Consider the following 25,268-nt stretch of genomic DNA (forward strand, 5'->3'; position numbering starts at 1 on the left):
GTTTCCATTTGTACAATTCTACAATTTTGGGTTAATCTACTTTTACCAAGTTCGAAATCTATATGAAATAAAAAAATCCCAAAAAACATGAACTGGCAAAAAATCCATCTTTACTTACACACATTCTGTCGATATTTTCTAGCTACAATTATAATTTTATATGCTTATGGCAAAATATTAAAAACCCAATTTGTATCACAGCCAAGCGTATACGATATGCCAATTGGCTCATTAGATGGTTTCCGTCTTACCTGGTATTATTATGGTTACTGCTATTGGTACCCAATTGTTATTGCCGTTACGCAGATTATAAGCTCACTCCTACTCTTTTTTAGAAAAACGACCAGAATTGGAATTGTTCTTTTCCTAAGTTTTATGATCAATATTCTTCTAACAGATTATGCTTATGATATTAATGCAAAAGAAATTGCAATAACATTAACTCTAATGGCATTGTTTGTATTTTTCTCTGATTACAAAGTTTTTTACAAATATTTTTTAGAAGAACCACCATTGTTCCAGAATAGCGACAGACCTAAATGGGTAAACAAGATTAGCATCATTAAATTCATTTATATTCCCGCTGTATTCATTGGTTTCTTTATCATGTTCAGTATTTTGAAGAAAGAATACATGTCGCAGGATGATTTTTATGGAACTTGGGAAAATCTTCAAACAAAAGAAAGATTGCATTTTGAGAATCTGAATAATTTTCAACTTAACAAAGCAGATCATTTAAAAAGCACCGTAAATGGAGAATACTCGTTTACAAAAGATTCTTTAACTTTAAAAGCAAAGGATAAACAGAATAAAACAAAAGAGTATCTAAAAGGAAAATATAAGTTATTAAAATCTAATTTAATCATTACAACCACTACCGATGATCTAAAATTTATAAGAATTAGATAAAAACAAATCTGAGAAAACATTAAAGACCTGATGAAGATGATGAAAAATAAATCAACTTTATCTTTATTCAAAAAAAACCTTAAAAGAATTCTATAGGTTCTTTTAAGGTTTTATTTTTGGTATGTTTAACGACTTTCTAATATCTCTAAATTAATCTGCAACGTATTTATTATTCCAATTTTACGATTACTTTTTTAAACTTATAAAATCCCCACAATTACATATACCCTTCTCCATCTGTTTTACTTAATTTAGAAAAGGTATAGCTAGACAGAATGGTGAAAATAGCCAATGTAATAAAAGTATATTTAAATGCTTTGTCTGTGTTTAAATCAAAAATACCTGTCTGAAATAACGAAAGTGCAAGACTAGAAACAGAAACTCCAAAACTTACCGAAAGCTGCTGCATAATTACCAGCATTGTATTTCCTCCGCTCGCTGTGTCTTGATCCAAATCTGAAAGTGTTATGGTATTCATTGCCGACATTTGCACAGAAGTAAAAATTCCATAAAATATCATCAGTAGAATATAGTAGCCAAGTGGCGTTTCTTTTGTTACAAAACCTAGAACAATCAATATAATTCCCAACAGAATGGTGTTGCTTATCAATACTGTTCTATAACCAAAAAACTTTATAATACTTACCATAAATGGTTTTACAGCTACATTTGACAAGGCCGAAGGCAACAGCAATAGTCCCGATACAGAAGCCGAATAGCCAAAACTTGTCTGGAGCATAAGTGGCAATAGTAACGGTAATCCGCCTATTCCTAATCTGGTGATCAAACTGCCAATTAATCCAATTTTTAAAGTTCTGATATTTAGAAGATGTAAATCAATTATAGGTTTTTCAGTTCTTTTATAATGGATATAATAAAAAAGTGAAAGAAGCCCAGATAGAAATAATAAACTTAAAATGACAATCATGTGAGTTCTTTCGTCTCCTATAAGTTCTAAGACCAAAGTGATAGAGATCAGCGCTAAGCTAAAATACATCAAACCTCTAAAATCGAACCTTCCAACGGCATGTTTAAAATTTGGCATTATTCGATATGCCATCGAAATTCCGATAATACCAATAGGAATATTCACCAAAAAGATCCAATGCCAACTTAAATTATCAGAAAGAAACCCTCCTAGACTTGGACCCGCAACCATTCCTAACAATCCAAATACGGTTATAAAATTCATCGTTTTGAGCAGTTCGCTTTTCGGATATTGATATAAAATAGCCAATCGTGCAACTGGAACCATCATTGAAGCTCCAACTGCTTGCAACACTCGAGCCATATTAAAAGATTTTAAATCGGTAGAAAGTGCGCAAAATAAAGATCCCATAATAAATAAAAATACAGCAATCATAAACATCGTTCTTGTGCCAAATTTGTCTGCCAGCCATCCAGAAAGCGGAATAAACATTGCCAATGTAAGTGTATAAGTTACAATAACAGAGTGCATTTCTGTTGGGGAATATCCCATATCTCCAGCTATTGAAGGAAGCGAAGTATTAAGAATAGTGCCATCTAATGATTGTATAAACATGGCAATTGCTGTTACCCAAGGAAGCAGACGAACCGCATTTTGCTCTTTTTTTTCTTCTTTATCGTTTAGCATCATATAGTTTTAGATAGAAACTCGATTTATAGCTTATGAAAATTAAGAAAAAAAACTTAATTAAGAAAAATCCTAATTAGATTATAGAAAACAAAAACCCGTTTGAAAATATTCAAACGGGTTTTTGTTTTTACCTGACAGCATACGAAGTCGTAATTCATTTTCTATGGCTATAGCAGTTTCTTGATAACAAGAAGTAAAAGCAATAAATAGTAATAAAGTATTTTTCGTTCAGAGTATTTTAAAGCGCTGCAGTTATTTACAAAACCGCAGTGCTTTCTTTTATATTATTTTTCTGCAGCTGCAAATTTTGCTTGGAAATCAGAGATTTTAATTAAGTTACCAGACACCAGCAAATAAATATCATTCCCTTTAAACTTAAGCATTTCAGTGTATTTGAAAGAAGAGTAAACCCCTCTACCGGCTGTTCTAACTTTTAAATCTCCATCTTTATAAAGAGACAGACTATTATTCTGAAGATTTAATTTAAAGATTCCTTTTCCAGCATTCACAACGTATAATTCATTTTTTGTATCAAAAGTAAGATCAGTAAAATGATCACCATTTGTTACCGAAACTAGAGTTGTTACTTTCCACTCATTGTTCACATATTCTAATTTTCTAATCGCAGAGTTTTTGTAAGTCCCTGTACTTGGATCATAAACTTCATCAATTAAATACAAAACACTATTCAAGCTAATTATTTTTGTTACAGCAGCAAAACTTGCCTCTAACCCTGAACCATCTTTTATTTCTTCTTTACCCGAACCAGCAACAAAAACATCTCCGTTTAACTCTGGTAAAACTCGTTTTATATTTCTTGCACTCAAGTCAAAAACAAAATAAGTATTATCGTTATTATTACAGATACGAAAAAGATTAATCTTACTAGCAAATGGAGAACTTATTGGTTTCATAGTATAAAATGGGTTCAACTCCGAAAAGTTATTTTCGAAACGCATTATCTTATCCTGATTTGGCTCATTATTCCCTTTTGCAACCAATAGAAGATCTCCATTGTTTGCCAAAGCAAGTCTGGCAAATGTGTAAGTTGCAAGATCAAGATTTTTAAGCGTAGTTTCTTTACCATCAAGATCAGTCTTTTTTAAACTTACATAATATCCTTTTTCGTCGTTAGTTTGCCCAATACTATAAAGTGTATTATCAGCGCCAACAACAAAGTCATTGATAAAGAAACTTGTAATGTAATCTGCTTTTATTTCCCCTTTTTCTTCGGGCATTCCTCCCGGCTGACTTTCTGGACCTGAACAGCTACTTAGTATTAAAAAAAACTGTAGTACTACTAATAAAATACCTTTTCTCATTTTTACCATTTTATATATTAATTCATTATTTTATTTAGCCTGACTTCCTAAAGTATAGCCATTTCCAACTAATACCCTAACAATATTCATTGCTGTAATGTCTTTACTCATTTTATACCCTATAGGATTTCCTCTATTATCAAAGGTTGCTTTCAGTACTTTTTTGTCAAAAGTGATTACCTGTTCGTTCAGAAGTTTATCATATCCTGAGAACATTCCTCCTCTGGCAAACCAAGTTCCGATTAAGTTACTATTAAGGTCTAAAACTTCATATTTTAAATCTCCATTTGAAGAAGGTGATGTCACTCTTACAAACCCAATTCTTTTGTCGTCTGGATTTTGATTTTGTGCTTTAACACTATAAATAGTTCCTGAATCATCAATTGTTAATTGGTACGTATCTGCAATTTTATTAGCGTTGTCTACTTCTCCTTGAACTCCTAAACGTTTTGCGGCTATACCTGCTGATTCACCGTTGATAAAACTTTCAACTGCTTCTTTGTTTAAACCTTCTGCTCCTATCATTCCTCTGTCTAATAGTTCGTAGATAATACTGCGATCATAATTGAAGGCACTAAACTTTCTGCTTTTGTTCTTAAATTCTAATTCGTTAGTTTTTCCTGTCGCTAGATCTTTAAGTTCAATCCATGGCAATACCAAAGACTCTTCGTTTGGGGCTTTCTTTAGTTCTGCTGTAATTGAATAATTTTTATCTAAGCTAAAAATGGTAAAAAGTGGTTTTTTCCCCTCTACAAAACCAATTGTTTTTTCATCTAGCTGTATTTCTCCTTTGTCAATTTTTAATTTTTGTGCAAAACTGCATGCTCCAATTAATATTACTAATAGAGTTAAAAGATTTTTTTTCATGTTTAAATTTTTAGTTTTTGTTTTTAAAAAATGTTTTCGTTTTAACTACGAAAATTCATTGTCTGTTATTAATATGATGTTCTATTTTCAAGTATTATTCAATATCATTTTCATTTATTGTAATCAACAGTCTTTTTATAATTTATCTATTCATTTGTGGTCACGAAAAAGATACTTGCACTAGCAGAGAAAAATTATCCTCATTTAAGATTTGCGACAGACTTATTATCTTTCTGAACAAAGTCAATTATAGAATCTAATGATTCTGGAGTTAATGGTTTTGAGGTAAGATGGACTTTTTCTGGTTGAGACAGAACATTTCCGTCACATAAAACTGTAGTTCTTGTAATTGTAAATCCTTTTTTATTTGCTTTCTTCCATTCGATTGGAGAATTAACAGCCCAGCGAATTAAGATTCTATCCTTTTGTGCTCTGGTATTTACGATAACAGCAGCACTTTTGGTATGTGAATAGGATAACGATACAAACAATAAGAAGAAAAAAATATACATATTTGGGGGCATAAGATGTAATTATTTCTATGTTAAAAAAACAAAAGTAGTTTTTAAAATTATAATTTAAATACGGTTTCCCGTACTACAATGTAAAAACATGTAAAAAGAAAAAGATAATACACTAACATACAACATCATACATTAAATTTTACCTTTTTTTTCTTACGAATTAAAATCAAAAAAAATCATTTTCAATGTTTTTCTATAACATTTCTTGCTGAGGAAGCGCTTACTATTGATTTAAACAAATTCCTAAAAATTAATTTAACTTGTTTTTCTATAGTTATAAATAGCCAATGCATTTAGTACAATGGCGAAAATAAGCAAGTACAGAAGCTCTGTCCCCACTTCTTGTAATCCACTTCCTTTCAAAACAATAAGCCGAACCACTTTTATAAAATGCGTAACAGGAGTAAATTCTGAAAAAATTCTTGCCCAATTCGGCATGCTGTCGGTACTAGTAAAGAAACCGCTCATGAGCATAAAAATCATCATAAAGAAATAAGCAATAAACATAGCTTGCAATTGTGTATCTGCAAATGTTGAAATCAAAAGTCCTAATCCTAATAGAGCCGTTAAATAAACTCCCGCAAAAAGATATAATACTAAGAAACTTCCTTGCGGAAAAATTCCATAAATCAAATACATTACGATAAGGCCTACTGTAAATACAATCATTCCGACAATCCAAAAAGGAATGAGTTTGCCTAGAATAAATTGCCATTTCTGAATTGGCGTTACATTAATCTGTTCAATTGTACCAATTTCTTTTTCTTTTACAATATTTAGTGCCGTAATAAATCCGCCAATCAAAGTGAGGAGTAAAACTAGGATTCCTGGAACCATATAGTACTTATATTCTGCTCTCGGGTTGTACCAATTTGTACTGTTCAAAGTAATTAAGGATGGTGAAACAGAAGCAGATTGTGGCGGTAATTTATACCGTATATCAAGATCGTTGCTAAAATCTGCCAAGACAACATTTAAATAAGCATTTCCGATATTTGATTTCGTTCCATTAATGGCGTCTGCGGCGATATTTACTTTCTGACTGCCTTCTCTTACCAAGTTTCGTTCAAATCCAGAAGGAATTTCTAAAATTAAGTCCGCATCTTCTCTTTCAATAAACTCCAAGCCTTCTAGGTAAGAAGATGGAGCTCCAACAATATGAAAATATCCTGAAGAACCGATTTTATTAATTAATTTTTGAGAATAAGAGCTGTGATCGTGATCTACATAAACAATGTTTACACTTTTCACTTCAAAATTAGCAGCCAAAGGCAAAATAATGAGCTGAAAAATCGGAACAAAAAACATCATAGCCAGTATGGTTTTGTCTCTAAATATCTGGCGAAATTCTTTCTGTAATATAAAACCCAGCACTTTCATGACAGTCTAATTTTAAATTTCTTCAAAGATATTGTCAGCAATACAACAGTCATTACAGCCAATATTAAAGTTTCCTTCCAGATGTAAGAAAACCCCAAACCTTTGAGCATTACAGCTTTTACAATGATATAGTAATAATGAGACGGAATTAAATGAGAAATAGCCTGAAATATCCAAGGCATATTTTCTAACGGAAACATAAATCCTGTAAGCAGTAAAGTTGGCAGCATCATTCCCATCATGGATATAAGCATTGCGGTCTGTTGCGAATCGGTTACGTTTGAGATAAGCAAACCAAGAGAAAGACAAGTGATAATAAACAAAATACTCTCTGCAAAAAGAAGCAAGAAACTCCCTTTAATTTCTACATCCAGCAGATATACCGAAAGAAGAATAATCAAGATGAAATTGATTATAGAAAGCACTAAATACGGAATTGCTTTAGCGATTAGAACCATTATGGGACTGAAAGGCGACACAAGTAAAATTTCCATAGTTCCTAACTCTTTTTCACGCACAACAGCAACAGAAGTCAAAGCTGTGCTAACAATCATAAAAATCAAGGCAATTACGCCTGGAATAAAATTAAGCGAACCGTTTTGCTCTTCGTTATAAAGCTGTCTTAACTCAGGAATTATTTGATAATTTAATTTCGCAGACGGATTTAGTTCCTGCTGATAATCTCTAATAATGGCGTTCAGATAATTGGTCACAATTGTTGCCGTATTGGGGTCTGATGCATCTGCAATTACCTGAATTTTTGCTCCTCCAAGACGCTGCACATCTGAACCAAAATTGGATGGAAAAATAACTGCACATTTTATCGTTCCATCTTTAAATCTGTTTTCAATATCATTGTAATTCAAGATCGGATTTTCGACATGAAAATAAGAACTGGACTGTATCTTTCTTATCATTTTTTCAGTATGAAGATCGTGTGAATTATCCTGAATGGCAATTCCGATATTCTTGACTTCACTGCTCAAAGCAAAACCAAAAAGAATAATCTGAACAACAGGAAGTCCAAAGAGAATCAAAAGCGTTCTTTGATCTCTGAAAACATGATAAAATTCTTTTCGGATAAAAGCCAATAATCTTTTCATACTAATCTGATGTTCTTTTGGCATTTCGCGCCAATTCATAAAAAACCTCATCCATAGAAACGGCATTGAAGCGTTTTTTTAAGGCCGATGGAGAATCTATTGCTGCTACACGCCCATCAACCATTATACTGATTCTATCACAATATTCGGCTTCATCCATATAATGCGTGGTGACAAAAACCGTAATTCCGTCAGCTGCCGCCTGATAAATCATTTCCCAAAACTGACGTCTTGTTATTGGATCAACGCCTCCTGTGGGTTCGTCCAAAAAAACAATTTTAGGACGATGAAAAACTGCAACAGAAAAAGCCAATTTTTGTTTCCATCCTAAAGGCAATCCTCCAACCACTTTTTTCGCCTCTTTTTCCAGTCCTAAAGTCAAAATCAGATCCTTGCTTCTTTCTTTAATTTCAGATCTTGAAACTCCATAAACGCCGGCAAAAAATTCAATATTCTCCAAAATAGTCAGATTATCATACAGCGAAAACTTCTGACTCATATAACCAATATTCTTCTTGATTTTTTCCTGCTGTTTGTAAACATCAAATCCAGCCACATGAGCTTCTCCAGAAGTTGGAAAAGAAAGTCCGCAGAGAATTCGCATCGCAGTTGTTTTTCCTGCACCATTGGCACCTAAAAAACCAAAAATCTCGCCTTCATTCACTTCAAAACTAATTTTATCAACTGCTTTGAAATCTCCAAATTGCTTGGTTAGATCTTTACAAATTATAGCTTTATTTTCCATCTAGCATTTCTTTTGGTTCTCTAGAATTGTCTTGTTCTCGCATTAGACGAATAAAACTGTCCTCAATAGTAGGTTCTGTTTTTTTTACTTCTAAATCTTCTGGATTGTATTTTTGAGCGATCGTTTTAATTTTTTCTTCATCTGCTTTTTCTGAGACTAAAGTAAGATGAAGAAATTCTCCAAAAGCATCACAATTCTCGATTTCTTTTTCAGTTCTAAGATTTTGTAAAAGCTTGTAAATATTCTTTGCTTTAACCGCAAAAAGCGTTTTAGGAAAACTTTTTATAATTTGCTGCGGCTCATCGACTGTCATTATTTTTCCGTTTTGAATAAGAGCAATGCGGTCGCATAATTTTGCTTCATCCATGTAAGGAGTTGACACTACAATTGTGATATTTTGCTTTTTAAGTTTTGCCAGCATTTCCCAAAACTCACTTCTTGAAACTACATCAACACCAGTAGTGGGTTCATCTAGAAATAATACTTCAGGTTTATGAATTAACGCACAGCATAAAGCCAATTTTTGTTTCATTCCTCCCGAAAGTTTTCCAGCACGTCTGTCATTAAAAGGTTTTATCTGATCGTAAATATCTTTAATCAGATCATAATTTTCTTCAATTGTAGTACCGAAAATAGTGGCAAAAAATTCTAGGTTTTCTTTTACTGTCAAATCCTGATATAAGGAAAATTTACCTGGCATATAGCCCACTTTATTTCTAATTTCCTGAAACTCTTTTACAACATCATGACCTTCAACAGTTGCTGTGCCTCCTTCAGCTAAAAGCAATGTGGTTAAGATTCGAAAGATTGAAGTTTTTCCTGCACCATCTGGGCCAATTAGCCCAAAAAGTTCTCCTTTCTTCACTTCAAAAGACACCTCATCTACAGCGACAAAATCACCATACTTTTTAGTAATATTTTTTAATATAACTGCCGGCATAAATTATTGTTTTATTTGGACCAAAGGACTTCTCCGTACATACCAATTTTCAAATATCCATCATTTTTCACCCTTACTTTTATGGCATAAACCAAGTTGGCGCGTTCGTCTTTTGTCGGAATCGTTTTTGGAGAAAACTCCGATTTGTCGGAAATCCAGCCAATTGTTCCCTGATATTCTTTGTATTTCTTTTCGCCTTGATCAATACGCACTTTTACCTGCTGTCCCATTTTTATTTGAGGCAATTGTGTTCCTGTAATATAAGCTCTCAAGTCGAGCGTTTCTAGATTTGCAATTTTATATAACGGTTTTCCAATTACCGCCATTTCATACTGTTCTGCATATTTTGCCAAAACGGTTCCTTTTATCGGATTCACAATTACACTTTTACTCAATTGATCTTCAATTCCTTTTAACTGAACTCCAACCGTATTTCCTTGTTGAGTCAAGTTTTCATTTGTAGTTTCCAATGAACTTTTCTGAGCCTTTATCTGAGCTTGTAGAGCAGCGACTTTAGAATTTATATCATCTAATTGTTTTTGAGAAGCCACTCCGCCTTTTACCAATTTTTCAGTTCTATTTCGGTCTAAAATGGCATTATCAAGCTGTCTTTTTAAACTTTCGGTCTGAATTTGTATTTGTGGCCTACCGCTAAGAATCGCTTTTTCATTCTGCCTTAATTGCATTTTGTTTATAGCAAGCTGTGTACTGTCTATAAAACCTACTTTTTGTCCTGCTTCTAATTGCTGACCTTCTTCTACATTTAATTGTAAAATCTGCCCATTTGCTTCTGCTGACAGAATGGTTTCAACAGCTTCAAAAGAACCTGAAGCATCAAAATCATTTTCTTTATCATTGCAGGAAAACATGAATATTGCTGGAATAAGAAAATATAAAAGCTTTATCTTTTTCATAATGTATAGTATTAATTTCCTTTGATTGTCTGATACTCGTATTCTGTCATAAGCAATTGAATTTCGTGCAATGCTTTTTCTGCACGTGCATTTCCCTCTTTTTCGGTTGCATTCAGCAAATCGATCAACGGACCAGCGCCAGTGTCATATTTCAGCTGATATCCTTCGCGAATAGTCTGACGAAGTTTTACAATTTCATCATCGTCTTTCAAAATGGCTTTTTGTCTTTCGATATCTGCTGTTTTTTGATTCATTTGAAATCTCGTATTAAATAAAAATGTTTCTTCCTGCAATTCTATTTTTTTCAAATTCTGCTCTTTCAGCTGTTTTTCATTGGAGTTTTTATACAGCCCGTTTACGTCCCATCCAACGCTTAATCCGGCAACGCCAACCGTAGAAATTTTATTAGCGCCTAAATTAATTCCTGGTGCCAATGCGATACCCGCTCCTAGTAATCCAACTTTGGGCATAAGACTTACTTTCTGCATATCGGATTGTGCATTTACCAGATTACGCTGATTGGCAAAAAGCTGCTGCTCGGGACGTTTGATTATGGTGTCAATACTGGAAGAATTTAAAGGTTTTCCCAATTTTTCCTGATTGATATTTTTCCCAATCAAATAAGAAAGCATGGTTTGATAGCCCGATTTAGTATACTCAAAGTCTTTTTTCTGTCTGCTGAGATTAAGCTGTTCGGCTTTCATTTCATCGACATCGGTTTTGTATGCCAAACCATTTTCATGAAGTTTTCTAACTTTATCAATATTATTGGCAATAATACTGTTTTGTATCTGTAGCTGTTTCAATTGCTCGTCTATAAGCAATACGCCAAAATAAAGCTGATTTACCCTAGAACGTAAATCGTAAAGCGAAACTTCTACAGACGCTTTATCAATCTCTGAAGAGGCATTAATTATCTTTTTCTGTGTCTTAGTAGCACCTCCATCCCAAATAACTTGATTGACTTGCCCGAGACCAATAAACTTAAATTTGCTGTCATTACCAGAACCGCCCAAACTTGGAAAATCTCCAAAAACATATCCTTCAATAGCAGTTAAGCTTATCTGAGGCAAATAGGCTTTATTCGCATTACTCAAAGTATATTCTTTACTTTTTTCTATTAGCTCATATTGTTTGATTAAAGGATAATTTTCAACGGCAAGCTGATAACTCTGATCAATTGTCAAAGTCTGTGCCTGTGAAGTTATAAAGAACAAGATTCCTATATATTTAAAGTATAATTTCCTCATCGTATATAAAATTAACTTCTAGTTAGTATTAGACAGCTGTAAACATCATTTTAATCCATATTGGAATTTTTTTCTTACGCTCTTGCATTAAAGCATGAAACTGAGAAATTTCAAGATTTTTACTTCCCATAATGATTGGTTTTGCTATAAATGGAAAAACAACTAATCCCATTACATTCATTATAAAATGCAACGGATTCGGCTCTGCTATTTCTTTATTTTGAACTGCTTTCTGGAATTGCTGAATAAAAAACGATTCATTCACAATTTCTTTAATTGGCAGTCTTTTTAAAAGTCCTTCTGGATTATTGCGGATTTCAGTTAAAATAAAGGTTGGAATTTCTGGTTCTACGCTGATGAAATCAATATATCGCTCGGCAATAATTTGCACTTTTTGCTCCAAAGAAGTTTTTTCATCATTCAAAATCACTTTCATACTTTCTATAAAACCAGATAAAGTTTCGGTCATTATGATTTCAAAAAGTTTAGCCTTACTTCTAAAATAATAATTAAGCAAAGCAAGATTCAAATCGGCTTCTTCAGCAATATCTCTCGTTCGGGTTGCTGAAAAGCCTTTTTTATAAAAAACAGTTTTGGCCGCCGTTTTTATTTTTTCTTCTGTGGTTGAATCTTTTTTCTCTGAAACACTCATTTCTAATGATTTACATACAAATATAAATTATTTTAAAAAACTTTAAACAATAATTTTAATCAAATGATTAAATATTTTGATTAATGTGTAAAATCAGTAAGCCAAAAACATTTTTAAATTCCAAAAACAAAAACACAAAATACTGATTTAAAGAGTATTAAACTTTATATTTAATTCGAATATTCTCATTAAAAAACAATATCTTTACTTATACTAATTGTTTCCATAATTGCCTTAGACTGATTCAAAAGAAATTTGTTTTTTACTAATTTCTAGCGTTTTTAATATGAAAAACAATTTTATCAGATTGCTAATTATATTGTTCTCTTTAAGCACATTAGGACAAACTCAAAAAAAAGACATTAACCAACAGCTTCAGACTTGGGTTTCTATCAATACGGTTACCAAATTTGCAGACCATTGGGGTGTGATTGGTGATTTTCATATCAGACGGAATGATTTTGTTTCCGATCCGAGTTTTTATTTTATAAGAGGCGGTATCAGTTATATACCAAATTCAAACATTTCTCTAAATCTAGGATATGCGCACATGTGGCTTGCTCCATCAAATCCCGATTGGAGTACTTTTTCAGATGAAAACAGGATTTATCAGCAGGCTCAGTTAAATACAAAATTTGGAAATGTAAGCATTTTGCAGCGTTTGCGAAATGAACAGCGCTGGCAGGAAAAAATCGTCAATGATAAATCCAGCGGCGATTGGCGCTTTACCGATAGAATTCGCTATCTGATGAGTTTCACTTTCCGAATTTCTGATAAAAAATCGTGGCCTCAAATGGTTCTTTCAGATGAAATTTTGCTGCATTTTGGAGAAGAAGTTGTTTACAATACTTTTGATCAAAACCGATTTTTTATCGGAATCAAAAAAAATATCAATCCGAAATGGAGTTATGATTTTGGATATATGAATGTCTATCAGCAAAAATATTCTGGCTATCAATATGATATGAATCACACGATACGATTGTTTTTTTATCTGAGTACCAGCATTAGAAAAAAAGCACCTTCTGAGATTGAGAATTCTGGAGATGAATAAATTAAAGATTTTCTAAATTAAAAGTATCATTAGATTTAAAAGATTCAAAAAACTCAAAAGCTCTTTTCTCGGCATAAGAATATTCAGAATCACGAAGTGGAAAAGCACAATGTCCACCATATTTTGGAGTTTCCAGATAAACAAATGCACTGTTTTTGGCGATAGTTCTCGGATAGCATCTTTCGCCCAAAAAAGGATCGTCTAGCGAATTTATAATCAAAACTGGAGTAGTAATATCTTTAAGTGAAAACTCTGGAGAAACACGTTCGTAATAATCATCACGGCTAGCAAATCCATGCAAAGGAGCCGTAAAATATTGATCTACTTCATCAAAAGTTGAAATATTATCAATTTGATCACGGTTGATGAAATCGGGAAATTGCGCTGCTTTATATTTCAGTTTCTTTTTAATATCTATAGTAAAATTCTTTAGATACACTCTGTTAAAACCTTGCTTAAGCACTTCTGCGCTTGTCGCAATATGAGTAGGAACGGAAATAGAAACCGCTGCTTTTATACGTTCATCGATTTTTGTCCATCCTAAATAATTAAGAAGCTGAACACCTCCCATTGAATATCCTATTAAATAAATATCTTCAAATCCTTTTTGCAATGCAAACTGAACCACTTCATCAAGATCGTCAATTGCGCCATGATGATACAATCTCGGAAGACGATTCATTTCTCCGCCACAAGTACGATTGTTCCATGCAAAAACCGAAAAACCTTTTTGCAGAAAATAGGCCGCACAACTGTTATTATACGTTCTGCGCGAATCTCCTTCTAAGCCGTGGCATAAAATAACTGCTTTCTTAGAATCATTTAAAATATAATCGATATTGATAAAATCACCGTCATTTAACTCATGTTTATCTCTTGTATATTTGGGAACTTCAAATTTTTTAAACAAAGCAGCATAAATAGTAGAAACATGCCTATTGCGATGAATAATAGAAGGAGAAATATATTCTGATTGTTCAATTAGTGGCATAACAAAGCGTTTTTATGGTACTTATTACAAATCTAAGAAATCAATATGTAATTTTATTCTTAATTTTATTTTTCTCTCTTTTCAGATAATTTATCTCTATGTAAATTTAAAAAAACCTTAGAATACAAAAACAGATTCAACTAAAAATTAACTGTTAAATATAGAGAAACAGCGCTCTACGTACGCTCATCGCGGGTTTGAATGTTTACTTTATTCGTATATTTGTAAAATCGATTTCTAAAAAGCAAAATCCAATAAATGTTTGAACTTTTACAAGTAGATCCAAAAACTATTTTTCAACTTTATTTCTGGGGTAATTTTTTTACCTGCATCCTTATTTTTAGTTTTTCTTTTTCGTATGCCACTAGCGATAATAAGAAAATACTAAAATGGTTTGGGTTAGGCAAATTAATACTTACGCTCGCTTGGATAATGGCTCTTTTACGCAATATCATTCCAGATTTTGTTTCTATCAATATTGCCAATTCCATGATTTTTGGAGCCTGCTGCTTTGAAACGATCGCCATGTTATCGCTCATTAAAGCGCAAGCAAAAAGGCTTTTTCAGATCCAGATTGCCATTACCACTGTGGCAATATTATTTTTTAATATTGCTACGCTTTTTGATGCAAGCATGAATACTCGAGTAATTATTGGTGGCGTTGGTATATTTGCCATTTATTTATTGCCTACTATAACTTATTTTACAGAAAAAGAAAAAAGCTTTTTTAAGACTTTTTATGTTATGTGTTATATGGCATTTGAAGTTTTAATCGCAATAAGAGCGGTTCACAGGTATCTTTATCCGCAAAACTTAATTATTTCAAATGACACTCTGGATAGTTTGTACAGCATTTGCCTATTTCTTTTGACCTTAATTGGAATCGTAGGTTTTTTGCTTTTGGTGAAAGAAAGACAGGATAATAAAATCAAAAAGCTTTTAAGCGATAAAAACCAATTTTTCTCTATTATTTCTCACGATTTAAGAGGTCCTTTAGGATCATCGGTTTCATTATCGGAGATTTTGCTTGAAAATATAGACCAATACAGCCGTGAAGAAATTAAGGAAATATCGGAAATGCTGCATGATTCAAATAAGAACATTTACAAATTGCTTGAAAACTTATTGGAATGGTCGCGTGTCCAAACCGGAATGATTACTTTTAATCCTAAAAACATATTGCTAAATGCTTTAATCGAGGAGAATATCGAATTGAGCAAAAATGTGGCTTTAAATAAAAATATTTCAATCTTATTTGAATCGGATGAACTTGTAGAAACGGCAGCTGACCAAAATATGATCAGTACGATTTTACGAAATCTGCTGAGCAATGCCATAAAATTTACGGACAAAAACGGCGAGGTTAAAGTCAAACTGCTGAAAGCAAATCAAAAAGTAGAAATTTCTATTACAGATAACGGAATTGGAGTTCCAGACGCGATAAAAGAAAAGTTATTTAAAATTAACGGAAAGGTATTGCAGAAAGGAACAGAAAATGAACTTGGAAGCGGACTAGGATTGTTGCTTTGTAAAGAGTTCGTAAGTATTCATGAAGGAACCGTTTGGGTAGAAAGTGAAATGGGGAAAGGAAGTTCATTTAAATTTACACTTCCACTACTTTTAAATTAAAATCCAAATTTCAATCTTCAACAAAAAAAAATCCAAATCCCAGTTTGAATTGGAATTTGGATTTTTAATATTAGAATTTAGAAAAGTTTAGTCTAATACAAAACTTACACTAACATTTGCTGTAATTTCGATTTCGCCAATTGCTAAAGTTTCGTTTGCAGCTCCTCCCATTGAGTCTGCTTCTTTCATTCTCATAGCAGCATACATTGGCTGTGGACGGTAAATTTGAGAGTTGTCAGAAATTGTAAACGCCTTACCTACTTTTTGTCCTAAAACAGAAACGTACTCTTCTGCTTTTGTTTTAGCATCTTTCATAGCTAGTTTTCTAGCTTCAGATTCGTATTGCGCTAATTTAGATGTTTCAAAAGAAACTTTGTCAATTCTGTTGATTCCTTGCTGAACCAAACCTTCCATTAACTCATCATACTTAGCCAAATCTTTTACTACGATTTCTACAGTTTGTGTAGCATTGTAAGAAGTTTTCTTTTTCTCATAATCGTACTGCGGATTAAGAGCTACTTGTTTTGTTTTAAAATCTGCTGTTGGGATATTCATTTTTTTGATGAATTTTAGAACAGCATCCATCTTTTCGTCATTTTGCTTTTTGACGTCTTTAGCATTATTCCCTTTTGTTTCAACCGAAGCTGAAATACAAACCTGATCAGGTGCTACTTTTACTTTTCCTTCCCCATTAACATTGATTAGAGGAACTTGTTTGATTTCTTGGCCGTAAGACATAGTCATAAACATGATTGTTAAAAATAATACTAGTTTTTTCATTTTTGTTATATTTTAATATTTAATTGAAACTTTTCAAAAGTTGTGCCAACATTACAATTTCCCCAATTTTGCCATTCCAAAAAGTATCAAAATTGGTATTGCAAGGAGGATCACCATCATTGTATGGTCTGTAATTAATGATGGCATTTTTATCAAAGTGATCAAATACCCCCCTATAGCGCCCCCAAAGTGCGCTGTATGCCCAATATTGTCATTTTTGGCTTTCATTCCATAAATTGAGTACAATAAATACAAAATTCCGAAAAGGTAAGCAGGCATCGGAATGATAAAAAATATTCCTAGCATCATGTCAGGCTGCAGCAATATTGCAGAATACAAAACTCCGGTTACAGCGCCAGACGCTCCAACGGCTCTATAGCTATAATCGTTTTTATGGAATAACATAGTAAGAAGACTTCCGAAAATTAAACTTCCAAAATAGACTAGAACAAAAGAAAAATTTCCGAGCCAGTTTAAAACAACGGGTGCAAAAAAATACAAAGTCAGCATATTAAAAATTAAATGCATCATGTCTACGTGCAAAAAGCCCGAAGACAGCATTCTGATCTGTTCTCCAGAGCGAATACTTCCTACATGAAATTCGTATTTTCTAAAAAAATAAAGATCGTTAAATCCTTTGTAACTAATAACAACGTTCGCAACGATAATCGCTATTAAAATAATATTCATAAGTAATAGTATATTGTGAATTCAGAATTGTAAATATAATCATTCTTAAAGATAAGTTAGCACGAAAGCAAAATAGCAGTCGTTAATCATTTTTAATTTATCTTTGTAAAAAAAATTTACATGCAGTTTCTTGTTTATATTTTAGCCTATCCTCTACTTTGGCTTATCTCTATATTACCATTTCCGATATTCTACTTATTCTCAGATTTTGTATATTTTCTGGTTTATAGAGTTATTGGATACCGTAAAAAAGTAGTTCGAGAAAATTTGGCTTTAACCTTACCACATTTAAGCGATGCTGAAAGAAAAGATATAGAAAAGAAATTCTATAAGCATATGTGTGATATGTTTTTAGAAATGATTAAAACCATGAGCATGTCTCCTGAAGAAATGGAAAGGAGATTTCAGGTGACCAATATTGATCTTGTTCGCGATTATGCTAAAAAAGGAAAAAGCGTTATTCTAGTTGCTTCTCATTATGCCAGTTACGAATGGCTTTTAACCATAAATCCTAAACTTGGATTTCAGGGAGTTGCTGTTTACAAAAGACTAGCCAATCCTTATTTTGATAAATTGGTTCGAAAAATCCGCTCGAAATACAATACAGAGATGATCGAAACTCGAAAAGCGATTCCAACAATGGCACAAAACCAGCGCAATGGAGTTTTAAGCATGTACGGTTTAGCAAGCGATCAATCTCCTAAATTGGATAGAATTTTTCATTCGATGAAATTTATGGGAATTGAAGTTCCTGTGCATACGGGAGCAGAAATGCTAGCCAAAAAATACGATTTGGCGGTTATAATGGTAAAAGTAGAAAAAGTAAAAAGAGGTTTTTACGAAGCAACATTCGTCTCTCTTGCCGATAATCCGAAAGATTTTGAAGATTTCCAGATTACAGAAATGTATTTAAAAGAAGTCGAGAAACAAATTCTTGCAAAACCTGAGTTCTACTTATGGACGCATAAAAGATGGAAACACAGAGTTAAGTAATATCTTAAAAGAAATTAAAAGCTAAACTCATAAAACTAAGAAGCCTCTTTTGAAACTTTCAAAAGAGGCTTTATTTATTAAGAAACTGAAATTTTAGATTCCAGCAATTACTTTAATCTCATCAATAATTCTTAGTGCTAATTTATCTGCTGCATCTTGAGAAGGCGCTTCAGTATAAATACGAATAATTGGTTCTGTGTTTGATTTTCTTAAATGAACCCATTCTGTGGCAAAATCAATTTTTACACCGTCAATTGTCGAAATATCTTCGTTTTTGTATTTCTCTGTCATTTGAGTTAAAATCGCATCAACATCAATTTGCGGAGTCAATTCAATTTTATTCTTACTCATGTAATATTCTGGATAAGAAGCTCTCAAAGCAGAAACCGGCATTTTTTTATTTGCTAAATGCGTTAAAAATAAGGCAACTCCAACCAAACTATCACGTCCGTAGTGCAACTCAGGATAGATAATTCCACCGTTACCTTCACCACCAATAATCGCATTGTTTTTCTTCATTAATTCTACCACATTCACCTCTCCTACGGCACTTGCTTCGTAGCTTCCGCCATGCGCTTTAGTAACATCTCTTAAAGCACGAGAAGATGACATATTAGAAACTGTGTTTCCTGGAGTTTTGCTCAAAACATAATCTGCACAGGCAACCAAAGTATATTCTTCACCAAACATTTCACCGTCTTCACTGATAAAAGCCAAACGATCTACATCTGGATCTACCACAATTCCAAAATCAGCTTTTTCTTTTACCACCAATTCAGAAATATCAGTTAAATGTTCTTTTAATGGTTCTGGGTTGTGCGGGAAATGTCCGTTTGGTTCGCAGTACAATTCAACCACTTCAACTCCCATTAATTTTAGCAGTTTCGGAATAATAATTCCTCCAGAAGAATTTACACCATCAACCACCACTTTAAATTTAGCTTCTTTTACTACTTCGATATCTACCAATGGCAAGTTTAAAACTTCATCGATATGAATATCCATGTAAGCGTCATTAGAAATAACTTCACCTAAACTATCCACGTCAGAAAAATCAAAAGCTTCAGCTTCAGCAATTTCAAGTATTTTTGCTCCGTCGGCTCCGCTTAAAAACTCACCTTTAGCATTTAATAATTTTAAAGCATTCCATTGTTTTGGATTATGAGATGCTGTTAAGATAATTCCGCCGTCAGCTTTTTCCAAAGGAACAGCTACTTCAACAGTTGGCGTCGTAGAAAGTCCAAGATCAATCACATCGATTCCTAAACCAATCAAAGTATTAACTACTAAATTATGAATCATTGGTCCAGAAATTCTAGCATCACGGCCAATTACAACTGTCAATTTATCTTTAGCAATATTATTTTTTAAGAAAGTTCCGTATGCCGATGCAAATTTTACAGCATCAACAGGAGTTAAATTATCTCCTACTTTTCCTCCGATCGTTCCGCGGATTCCAGAAATAGATTTTATTAGAGTCATTTTAATGAGTTAGGGTTATTTTTTTACAAATATAAAAAAGTTACTGAGTTACTAAGGTGCTAAGTTTCTAAGATTTTAAATTTAACCTGTAAGAACCTACTTGCATCTTGTTGTTTTTATAACAAAATGATTTAAAAAAGTTTTTATACATTTACTAAATAACTTAGAATCTTTACGGCATTTAGATTCTTAGAAACTTTAAAAAATGAATTTCTTAGCCCATATATATCTTTCTGGAGACAATGATTTAATTAAAATCGGGAATTTTATGGCGGATGGAATTCGCGGTAAGCAGTTTGAACATTTTCCTGAAGATGTCCAAAAGGGAATTCTACTGCATCGATTCATTGACACTTATACCGATTCTCATGATATCTTTAGAAAAAGCACTAAACGTCTTCATGAGCGATACCATCATTATGCGGGAGTTATTGTAGATATCGTTTACGATCATTTCTTAGCTAAAAACTGGACACAATATTCTGATGAAGAATTAGCGCTTTTTGTGAAACGTTTTTACAATTCCTTACATGATAATTATGATATTTTAACCGAAAAAACACAAGGTTTAATGCCGTATATGATTGAAAGGAACTGGCTTTTGAGTTATCGAACCACTGAAGGAATCCAGAATATTTTGACTCAAATGGATAGAAGATCTAAAAATATTTCGCAGATGCAGTATGCCGTTGAAGAGCTTACTGAATTTTATGACGAATTTGAAGAAGAATTCACACTTTTTTTTGAGGAAATGAGAAAGAAGGCTCAAGAAAAACTACTCTCTCTTTAAGTCAATTTAATTTTATTACACATGAAAAAAATTACGATTTTAATCGCCCTTTTATATATAAGCAGCAGTAATGCACAACAGACAGCTCCAAATCCGACTGGATTGGTAGTTACAAAAGCGATGGTAGTTTCGGCTCGCGAAGAAGCTTCAAAAATTGGTTCTGATATTATGAAAAAAGGCGGAAATGCTTTTGATGCTATGGTTGGAACAGAGTTAGCTCTTGCAGTTGCTTTTCCGTTTGCGGGAAACATCGGCGGTGGCGGATTTATGGTGTATAGAAAAGCAAATGGCGAAGTCGGTTCTTTGGATTATCGCGAAAAAGCGCCGCTAGCTGCTACAAAAGATATGTTTTTAGATAGTGAAGGAAATGTTATAAAAGGAAAAAGCACTCAAACAGCACTTGCCATTGGTGTACCAGGAACTATTGCAGGTGTTTTTGCTGTACATAAAAAATACGGTACAATGCCTATTTCTAAAATTCTTGAGCCCGTAATTGCTTTGGCAGAAAGAGGTGTTGTAGTGACCAAAAAACAAGAGAAAAGCTTAAAGGATTATCATGAAAGCATTGTAAAAATAAACGGAGAGGATTCTCCAGCATCAAAAGCTTACAAAGAAAACGATACCATCAAATATCCAGCTTTAGCCAAAACTTTAAAAAGAATTCAGAAAAAAGGAAGAAACGAATTTTATAAAGGTGAAACGGCAAAAATCTTAGTCAATTATCTTAAGGAAAAAGGCGGTATTATTACCATGCAAGATTTAGCCAAATATGAAGCCAAATGGAGAAAACCTTTACAATTTACTTATAAAGATTTAAAAATCACTTCAATGGCTCCGCCAAGCAGCGGCGGAATCTGTCTGGCTCAAATCTTAAAAATGCTAGAGCCCTATGATTTAGCCAAAATGGGACATAATTCTGCAGAAGCAATTCAGGTAATTGTCGAAGCTGAAAGAAGAGCTTATGCCGATAGGAGTTATTTTTTAGGCGATCCAGATTTTGTCAAAATTCCGATGAAAGAATTATTAAATGAAAACTATCTTCGTGAAAGAATGGCTAGTTTTAATCCGGAAAAAGCAACTTTGTCTAGCGAAATAAAAGAAGGAAAAGTAAATTATGCCGAAAGTACTGAAACTACACATTATTCGATTGTAGACCAATTCGGAAATGCTATTGCTGCGACAACAACCTTAAATGATGGTTATGGTTCTAAATATTATTGTGATGAACTTGGTTTCTTTTTAAACAATGAAATGGACGATTTTAGTGCTAAACCTGGTTCTCCAAATATGTTTGGTCTGGTTGGAAATGAAGCCAACAGCATTGCTCCACAAAAACGAATGCTAAGTTCTATGACGCCAACAATTGTAGAAAAAAACGGAAAACTTTTTATGGTAGTTGGAACACCAGGAGGTTCAACTATTATAACTTCAGTTTTGCAGACTATTTTAAACGTTTACGAATATAATTTAAGTATGCAAGAAGCAGTTAATGCTCCGCGTTTTCATCATCAGTGGCTTCCAGATTTAATTACTTTCGAGCCTAATACTTTTGCATCCAAAACCATAGATAACCTTAAAGCTAAAAGTTACATTATCAACGAAAAACCAACTCCAATTATAGGAAAAGTAGATGCTATTTTGGTTTTACCTGACAATAAATTAGAAGGAGGAGCTGACTTTAGAGGCGACGATAAAGCCGTTGGTTTTTAATAGTCCTAAGTTTTTATTTTTTTAATCTAACATTATAACCTAATTTTGTAAGAACGATAATTTTAAAACAGAATGCTAAAAAAATATTTCAGAAGACTCGAAAGCATCATTGCTTTGGCACAATCCTTAATGACTCCAAAGCAGTTTCTTTTTTTGTCAAGCGTTCTTATCGGAATATCTTGTTCCCTTGCGGTTATCGTGCTTAAAACTTTCGCACATAGCGTATTCTCTTTTGCCACCTATATTAATGGAATCCTAAAATTGAGTTTCATTAACAGTATTCTGCCTATCATCGGTATTACATTAACGGTTTTCGTAGTAAATAAAGTTCTTAATGGAAGTATCCAAAAAGGGACTTCACAAATCTTATATGCAGTTGCCAAAAAAGCTAGTATTATTCCAAGAAAGCAGATGTATGCCCAAATTGTGACGAGTTCGTTAACGGTAGGTTTAGGAGGTTCTGCTGGTTTAGAGAGTCCAATCGTAATTACTGGAGCAGCATTTGGTTCCAATTATGCCCAGAATTATAAGATGCAGTATAAGGATCGAACTTTATTAATTGGATGCGGAGTTGCGGCTGGAATCGCAGCAGCATTTAACGCCCCAATTGCAGGAGTTCTTTTTGCTATTGAAGTTTTATTGGTAGATGTCAGTATTTCTGCTTTTACTCCCATTATGATTTCTGCTGCGACAGGCGCTTTGGTTTCAGCAATTGTTTTGGATGAAAGCATTCTTTTAAGTTTCAAAAAACAAGAAACATTTGATTATCACAACATTCCATTTTATGTTATTTTAGGTGTGCTTACTGGATTAGCAGCAATTTACTATTCAAGAAATTTTCAGAGAGTAGAGCATTATTTTGCGAAACAGCAAATCAATCCTTATAGAAAAGCTTTAATTGGTTCATCTCTATTAGCTTTATTAATTTTTATTTTTCCGACTCTGTTTGGTGAGGGATACGAAAGTATCAAAACCTTATCTGAAACCGATCCAGGAAAATTATTGGACAACACATTATTTGCTGATTTCAGAAATAATCAGTGGGTTTTACTTTTATTTATTGGAGCCACTATGATGGTTAAAGTATTTGCTTCAGGATTAACCCTAGGAAGTGGTGGAAATGGAGGAAACTTCGCTCCTTCTTTATTCTTAGGATCTTATTTAGGATATTTCTTCTCTAAGCTAGTTACGATGATAGGTTTATCAAAACTTCCTATAAGTAATTTTACTATGGTCGGAATGGCTGGAATTTTAAGTGGTTTATTTCACGCGCCTTTAACTGCAATCTTCTTAATTGCAGAAATTACAGGAGGTTACGGATTAATGATTCCGCTGATGATCGTTTCTTCAATCAGTTTTGCCATTTCTAAACGTTTTGAAAAATATTCGCTTGACGTAAAAGGATTAGCCAAAAAAGGCCATGCCTTTACAAGCAATAAAGATTCTAATATTTTATCGACTTTAGATATCGACTCAATTATTCAATGCGATTATCTGACTGTTCATCCAGATGAAAATATGAGCAAGTTGGTAGACCTTATTTCGCATTCTAACCAAGTAGTTTTTGCAGTAGTAAACAATGATAAAGATTTGGTCGGAGTAGTTCATTTTAACGATATTCGAGAAATTATATTTAATTCTTACCGCGTAAAATATACTTTCATTAGAGATGTAATGAAAGCACCAGCTGCCACAATTTCTACACTTGACAGTATGGAAATCGTAATGCGTAAATTTGAAACTACCAAATCTGCTTTTCTACCTGTTCTAAGAGATGGAAAATACCACGGATTCATTTCAAAATCGATAGCACTTGAAGCTTATAGAACAAAACTTCGTTCTATGACGATTGAATAATCTTAATATCGGATACGTTAAAAATTTTATTTATCCGATATTAAGAAGTACCTTTGTAGGATTATGCTTAATATTGACCTAACATACCGAGAAGAATTTCAATCAACCTTTCATCGATTGTACCAAAAAAGGCAAGAACTGCAAAATAGCAGACCATTGCCCAATATCGCCTTGAATAAAATAAGAGAGAGCCTTTCTCTAGAATGGACTTATAATTCTAATAGCATTGAAGGAAATACACTCAGTCTCAGAGAAACTCAAATGGTTATTCAAGAAGGAATTACCATCAAAGGAAAATCACTTCGTGAACATTTTGAAACTCATAATCATGATAAAGCCATTGATTACCTATACTCCATTGTAGATGAAAATTACAAACTAAGAAGTATAGACATTCTTTCTATTCATGGTTTGGTAATGCGCTCTATCGAAGAAGATTTTGCAGGAAGAATTCGTAACGGAGGAGTTCGAATTTCAGGAGCTAATTTTATGCCTCCAAATGCCAATAAAGTCTCCGATTATTTAGACGAACTAATTGAGTTTATTAATACAAATCCGCTTGGTTTAAATGATATTGAACTCGCTACAATATATCATCACAAATTAGTCTGGATTCATCCTTTTTTTGATGGAAATGGGCGCACAGTTCGTTTAAGCATGAATTTATTGTTGATGCGATGTGGTTTTCCGCCAGCTATTATTCTTAAAAATGACAGAAAAAAATATTACGAAGCGCTTAATCAAGCTAATAACGGTAATTATCAGAAACTAACCCTTTTAATGTGCCAAGCCCTCGAAAGAACACTCAATATTTATCTGGGTGCGATGCCAGGAAGCACTTATGACTATCAATCTATTCAAAATATTGTTAGTGAACCAAATACGCCTTACGGCCAGGAATATGTAAGTTTATTGGCCAGAACAGGCAAAATTGATGCTTACAAAGAAGGCCGAAACTGGTACACCACCAAAGAAGCAATAGAAAACTATATGGCAACCCGAAAAAGAAAACGCTAGTTTAAACTAGCGTTTTTTGTTACTAATTGTAACATAAAGTTTTGCTATCGA

General features: G+C 33.1%; 23 protein-coding genes. 8 read left to right on the forward strand and 15 right to left on the reverse strand.

Translation table 11 applies throughout. The features are described 5' to 3' along the window. The first annotated feature begins 87 nt into the window (after positions 1 to 87). On the forward strand, positions 88 to 909 hold the full coding sequence (locus tag OZP10_RS01235; protein WP_281633150.1) for a hypothetical protein: 822 nt from the start codon (positions 88 to 90) through the stop codon (positions 907 to 909). A 217-nt stretch (positions 910 to 1,126) separates the two neighbouring features. Here OZP10_RS01235 and OZP10_RS01240 read toward each other — a convergent pair whose 3' ends face one another. The 11 genes from OZP10_RS01240 to OZP10_RS01290 all read right to left on the reverse strand — a co-directional run bounded on the left by OZP10_RS01240 (position 1,127) and on the right by OZP10_RS01290 (position 12,224). Continuing rightward, the gene (locus tag OZP10_RS01240; protein WP_281633151.1) at positions 1,127 to 2,527 is read right to left on the reverse strand and encodes a DHA2 family efflux MFS transporter permease subunit; all 1,401 of its coding nucleotides are present in this window, start codon (positions 2,525 to 2,527) and stop codon (positions 1,127 to 1,129) included. Positions 2,528 to 2,811: 284 nt separating this feature from the next. Beyond that, complete coding sequence (locus tag OZP10_RS01245) at positions 2,812 to 3,849, reverse strand: hypothetical protein (protein WP_281633152.1); 1,038 nt, start codon at positions 3,847 to 3,849, stop codon at positions 2,812 to 2,814. Positions 3,850 to 3,879: 30 nt separating this feature from the next. After that, on the reverse strand, positions 3,880 to 4,716 hold the full coding sequence (locus OZP10_RS01250) for a hypothetical protein (protein ID WP_281633153.1): 837 nt from the start codon (positions 4,714 to 4,716) through the stop codon (positions 3,880 to 3,882). A gap of 200 nt (positions 4,717 to 4,916) precedes the next feature. Continuing rightward, positions 4,917 to 5,228 carry a hypothetical protein gene (locus OZP10_RS01255; RefSeq protein ID WP_281633154.1) on the reverse strand — a complete coding sequence of 104 codons (312 nt, stop codon included), beginning with the start codon at positions 5,226 to 5,228 and terminating at the stop codon, positions 4,917 to 4,919. Between the two features lie 267 nt (positions 5,229 to 5,495). Beyond that, the gene (locus OZP10_RS01260) at positions 5,496 to 6,620 is read right to left on the reverse strand and encodes an ABC transporter permease (RefSeq protein WP_281633155.1); all 1,125 of its coding nucleotides are present in this window, start codon (positions 6,618 to 6,620) and stop codon (positions 5,496 to 5,498) included. After that, complete coding sequence (locus OZP10_RS01265; protein WP_281634784.1) at positions 6,617 to 7,723, reverse strand: ABC transporter permease; 1,107 nt, start codon at positions 7,721 to 7,723, stop codon at positions 6,617 to 6,619. Before OZP10_RS01265 ends, OZP10_RS01260 begins: the two co-directional genes overlap by 4 nt. Position 7,724: 1 nt before the next feature. After that, positions 7,725 to 8,468, reverse strand: coding sequence for an ABC transporter ATP-binding protein (locus OZP10_RS01270; RefSeq protein ID WP_281633156.1), 744 nt, complete (start codon positions 8,466 to 8,468; stop codon positions 7,725 to 7,727). Continuing rightward, on the reverse strand, positions 8,458 to 9,408 hold the full coding sequence (locus OZP10_RS01275; protein WP_281633157.1) for an ABC transporter ATP-binding protein: 951 nt from the start codon (positions 9,406 to 9,408) through the stop codon (positions 8,458 to 8,460). The genes OZP10_RS01270 and OZP10_RS01275 overlap by 11 nt, the downstream gene beginning before the upstream one ends. Before the next feature lie 11 nt (positions 9,409 to 9,419). Then, positions 9,420 to 10,322, reverse strand: a complete 903-nt coding sequence (locus OZP10_RS01280) for an HlyD family secretion protein (protein ID WP_281633158.1) — start codon at positions 10,320 to 10,322, stop codon at positions 9,420 to 9,422. An 11-nt stretch (positions 10,323 to 10,333) separates the two neighbouring features. After that, positions 10,334 to 11,572 carry a TolC family protein gene (locus tag OZP10_RS01285; protein ID WP_281633159.1) on the reverse strand — a complete coding sequence of 413 codons (1,239 nt, stop codon included), beginning with the start codon at positions 11,570 to 11,572 and terminating at the stop codon, positions 10,334 to 10,336. A 28-nt stretch (positions 11,573 to 11,600) separates the two neighbouring features. After that, on the reverse strand, positions 11,601 to 12,224 hold the full coding sequence (locus OZP10_RS01290) for a TetR/AcrR family transcriptional regulator (protein WP_281633160.1): 624 nt from the start codon (positions 12,222 to 12,224) through the stop codon (positions 11,601 to 11,603). A 286-nt stretch (positions 12,225 to 12,510) separates the two neighbouring features. On the opposite strand from OZP10_RS01290, the gene OZP10_RS01295 reads away from it, so the two are divergent. Next, a complete protein-coding gene (locus tag OZP10_RS01295) occupies positions 12,511 to 13,278 on the forward strand; it encodes a DUF2490 domain-containing protein (protein WP_281633161.1) in 768 nt (255 codons plus the stop codon). Position 13,279: 1 nt separating this feature from the next. On the opposite strand, the gene OZP10_RS01300 is transcribed toward OZP10_RS01295, so the two are convergent. Further along, positions 13,280 to 14,269 carry a YheT family hydrolase gene (locus OZP10_RS01300; RefSeq protein WP_281633162.1) on the reverse strand — a complete coding sequence of 330 codons (990 nt, stop codon included), beginning with the start codon at positions 14,267 to 14,269 and terminating at the stop codon, positions 13,280 to 13,282. Positions 14,270 to 14,527: 258 nt separating this feature from the next. On the opposite strand from OZP10_RS01300, the gene OZP10_RS01305 reads away from it, so the two are divergent. Continuing rightward, positions 14,528 to 15,898 carry a sensor histidine kinase gene (locus OZP10_RS01305; RefSeq protein WP_281633163.1) on the forward strand — a complete coding sequence of 457 codons (1,371 nt, stop codon included), beginning with the start codon at positions 14,528 to 14,530 and terminating at the stop codon, positions 15,896 to 15,898. Between the two features lie 87 nt (positions 15,899 to 15,985). Here OZP10_RS01305 and OZP10_RS01310 read toward each other — a convergent pair whose 3' ends face one another. Both OZP10_RS01310 and OZP10_RS01315 read right to left on the reverse strand, forming a co-directional pair. Further along, a complete protein-coding gene (locus OZP10_RS01310; protein ID WP_281633164.1) occupies positions 15,986 to 16,678 on the reverse strand; it encodes an SIMPL domain-containing protein in 693 nt (230 codons plus the stop codon). 51 nt (positions 16,679 to 16,729) lie between these two features. Further along, a complete protein-coding gene (locus OZP10_RS01315; protein WP_281633165.1) occupies positions 16,730 to 17,368 on the reverse strand; it encodes a rhomboid family intramembrane serine protease in 639 nt (212 codons plus the stop codon). 120 nt (positions 17,369 to 17,488) lie between these two features. Between OZP10_RS01315 and OZP10_RS01320 the strand changes: the two genes are divergently transcribed. Beyond that, on the forward strand, positions 17,489 to 18,361 hold the full coding sequence (locus OZP10_RS01320) for a lysophospholipid acyltransferase family protein (protein WP_281633166.1): 873 nt from the start codon (positions 17,489 to 17,491) through the stop codon (positions 18,359 to 18,361). Positions 18,362 to 18,454: 93 nt separating this feature from the next. On the opposite strand, the gene glmM is transcribed toward OZP10_RS01320, so the two are convergent. After that, on the reverse strand, positions 18,455 to 19,843 hold the full coding sequence (glmM, locus tag OZP10_RS01325) for a phosphoglucosamine mutase (protein ID WP_281633167.1): 1,389 nt from the start codon (positions 19,841 to 19,843) through the stop codon (positions 18,455 to 18,457). A 205-nt stretch (positions 19,844 to 20,048) separates the two neighbouring features. Between glmM and OZP10_RS01330 the strand changes: the two genes are divergently transcribed. The 4 genes from OZP10_RS01330 (at position 20,049) to OZP10_RS01345 (ending at position 25,217) form a co-directional block, all read left to right on the forward strand. Further along, positions 20,049 to 20,633: an acyl carrier protein phosphodiesterase gene (locus OZP10_RS01330; protein ID WP_281633168.1), complete on the forward strand. Its 585-nt coding sequence runs from the start codon at positions 20,049 to 20,051 to the stop codon at positions 20,631 to 20,633. A 21-nt stretch (positions 20,634 to 20,654) separates the two neighbouring features. After that, positions 20,655 to 22,343, forward strand: coding sequence for a gamma-glutamyltransferase (gene ggt / locus OZP10_RS01335; RefSeq protein WP_281633169.1), 1,689 nt, complete (start codon positions 20,655 to 20,657; stop codon positions 22,341 to 22,343). Positions 22,344 to 22,415: 72 nt separating this feature from the next. Then, on the forward strand, positions 22,416 to 24,200 hold the full coding sequence (locus tag OZP10_RS01340; RefSeq protein WP_281633170.1) for a chloride channel protein: 1,785 nt from the start codon (positions 22,416 to 22,418) through the stop codon (positions 24,198 to 24,200). 63 nt (positions 24,201 to 24,263) lie between these two features. Further along, positions 24,264 to 25,217: a Fic family protein gene (locus OZP10_RS01345; RefSeq protein WP_349293751.1), complete on the forward strand. Its 954-nt coding sequence runs from the start codon at positions 24,264 to 24,266 to the stop codon at positions 25,215 to 25,217. The last annotated feature ends 51 nt before the right edge of the window (positions 25,218 to 25,268 follow it).

Source organism: Flavobacterium luteolum (assembly GCF_027111275.1).
In the GTDB taxonomy this organism is placed as follows: Bacteria; Bacteroidota; Bacteroidia; order Flavobacteriales; family Flavobacteriaceae; genus Flavobacterium; species Flavobacterium luteolum.

What these genes read in the sequence shown, in the direction of transcription:
- OZP10_RS01265 (WP_281634784.1), bottom strand. Translation starts at nt 7,723, where the DNA reads ATGAAAAGATTATTGGCTTTTATCCGAAAAGAATTTTATCATGTTTTC.
- OZP10_RS01255 (WP_281633154.1), bottom strand. Translation starts at nt 5,228, where the DNA reads ATGTATATTTTTTTCTTCTTATTGTTTGTATCGTTATCCTATTCACAT.
- OZP10_RS01240 (WP_281633151.1), bottom strand. Translation starts at nt 2,527, where the DNA reads ATGATGCTAAACGATAAAGAAGAAAAAAAAGAGCAAAATGCGGTTCGT.
- OZP10_RS01270 (WP_281633156.1), bottom strand. Translation starts at nt 8,468, where the DNA reads ATGGAAAATAAAGCTATAATTTGTAAAGATCTAACCAAGCAATTTGGA.
- OZP10_RS01275 (WP_281633157.1), bottom strand. Translation starts at nt 9,408, where the DNA reads ATGCCGGCAGTTATATTAAAAAATATTACTAAAAAGTATGGTGATTTT.
- OZP10_RS01345 (WP_349293751.1), top strand. Translation starts at nt 24,264, where the DNA reads ATGCTTAATATTGACCTAACATACCGAGAAGAATTTCAATCAACCTTT.
- OZP10_RS01260 (WP_281633155.1), bottom strand. Translation starts at nt 6,620, where the DNA reads ATGAAAGTGCTGGGTTTTATATTACAGAAAGAATTTCGCCAGATATTT.
- OZP10_RS01305 (WP_281633163.1), top strand. Translation starts at nt 14,528, where the DNA reads ATGTTTGAACTTTTACAAGTAGATCCAAAAACTATTTTTCAACTTTAT.
- OZP10_RS01250 (WP_281633153.1), bottom strand. Translation starts at nt 4,716, where the DNA reads ATGAAAAAAAATCTTTTAACTCTATTAGTAATATTAATTGGAGCATGC.
- ggt (WP_281633169.1), top strand. Translation starts at nt 20,655, where the DNA reads ATGAAAAAAATTACGATTTTAATCGCCCTTTTATATATAAGCAGCAGT.
- OZP10_RS01315 (WP_281633165.1), bottom strand. Translation starts at nt 17,368, where the DNA reads ATGAATATTATTTTAATAGCGATTATCGTTGCGAACGTTGTTATTAGT.
- OZP10_RS01320 (WP_281633166.1), top strand. Translation starts at nt 17,489, where the DNA reads ATGCAGTTTCTTGTTTATATTTTAGCCTATCCTCTACTTTGGCTTATC.
- OZP10_RS01245 (WP_281633152.1), bottom strand. Translation starts at nt 3,849, where the DNA reads ATGAGAAAAGGTATTTTATTAGTAGTACTACAGTTTTTTTTAATACTA.
- OZP10_RS01290 (WP_281633160.1), bottom strand. Translation starts at nt 12,224, where the DNA reads ATGAGTGTTTCAGAGAAAAAAGATTCAACCACAGAAGAAAAAATAAAA.
- OZP10_RS01310 (WP_281633164.1), bottom strand. Translation starts at nt 16,678, where the DNA reads ATGAAAAAACTAGTATTATTTTTAACAATCATGTTTATGACTATGTCT.
- OZP10_RS01300 (WP_281633162.1), bottom strand. Translation starts at nt 14,269, where the DNA reads ATGCCACTAATTGAACAATCAGAATATATTTCTCCTTCTATTATTCAT.
- OZP10_RS01235 (WP_281633150.1), top strand. Translation starts at nt 88, where the DNA reads ATGAACTGGCAAAAAATCCATCTTTACTTACACACATTCTGTCGATAT.
- OZP10_RS01340 (WP_281633170.1), top strand. Translation starts at nt 22,416, where the DNA reads ATGCTAAAAAAATATTTCAGAAGACTCGAAAGCATCATTGCTTTGGCA.
- OZP10_RS01295 (WP_281633161.1), top strand. Translation starts at nt 12,511, where the DNA reads ATGAAAAACAATTTTATCAGATTGCTAATTATATTGTTCTCTTTAAGC.
- OZP10_RS01280 (WP_281633158.1), bottom strand. Translation starts at nt 10,322, where the DNA reads ATGAAAAAGATAAAGCTTTTATATTTTCTTATTCCAGCAATATTCATG.
- OZP10_RS01285 (WP_281633159.1), bottom strand. Translation starts at nt 11,572, where the DNA reads ATGAGGAAATTATACTTTAAATATATAGGAATCTTGTTCTTTATAACT.
- glmM (WP_281633167.1), bottom strand. Translation starts at nt 19,843, where the DNA reads ATGACTCTAATAAAATCTATTTCTGGAATCCGCGGAACGATCGGAGGA.
- OZP10_RS01330 (WP_281633168.1), top strand. Translation starts at nt 20,049, where the DNA reads ATGAATTTCTTAGCCCATATATATCTTTCTGGAGACAATGATTTAATT.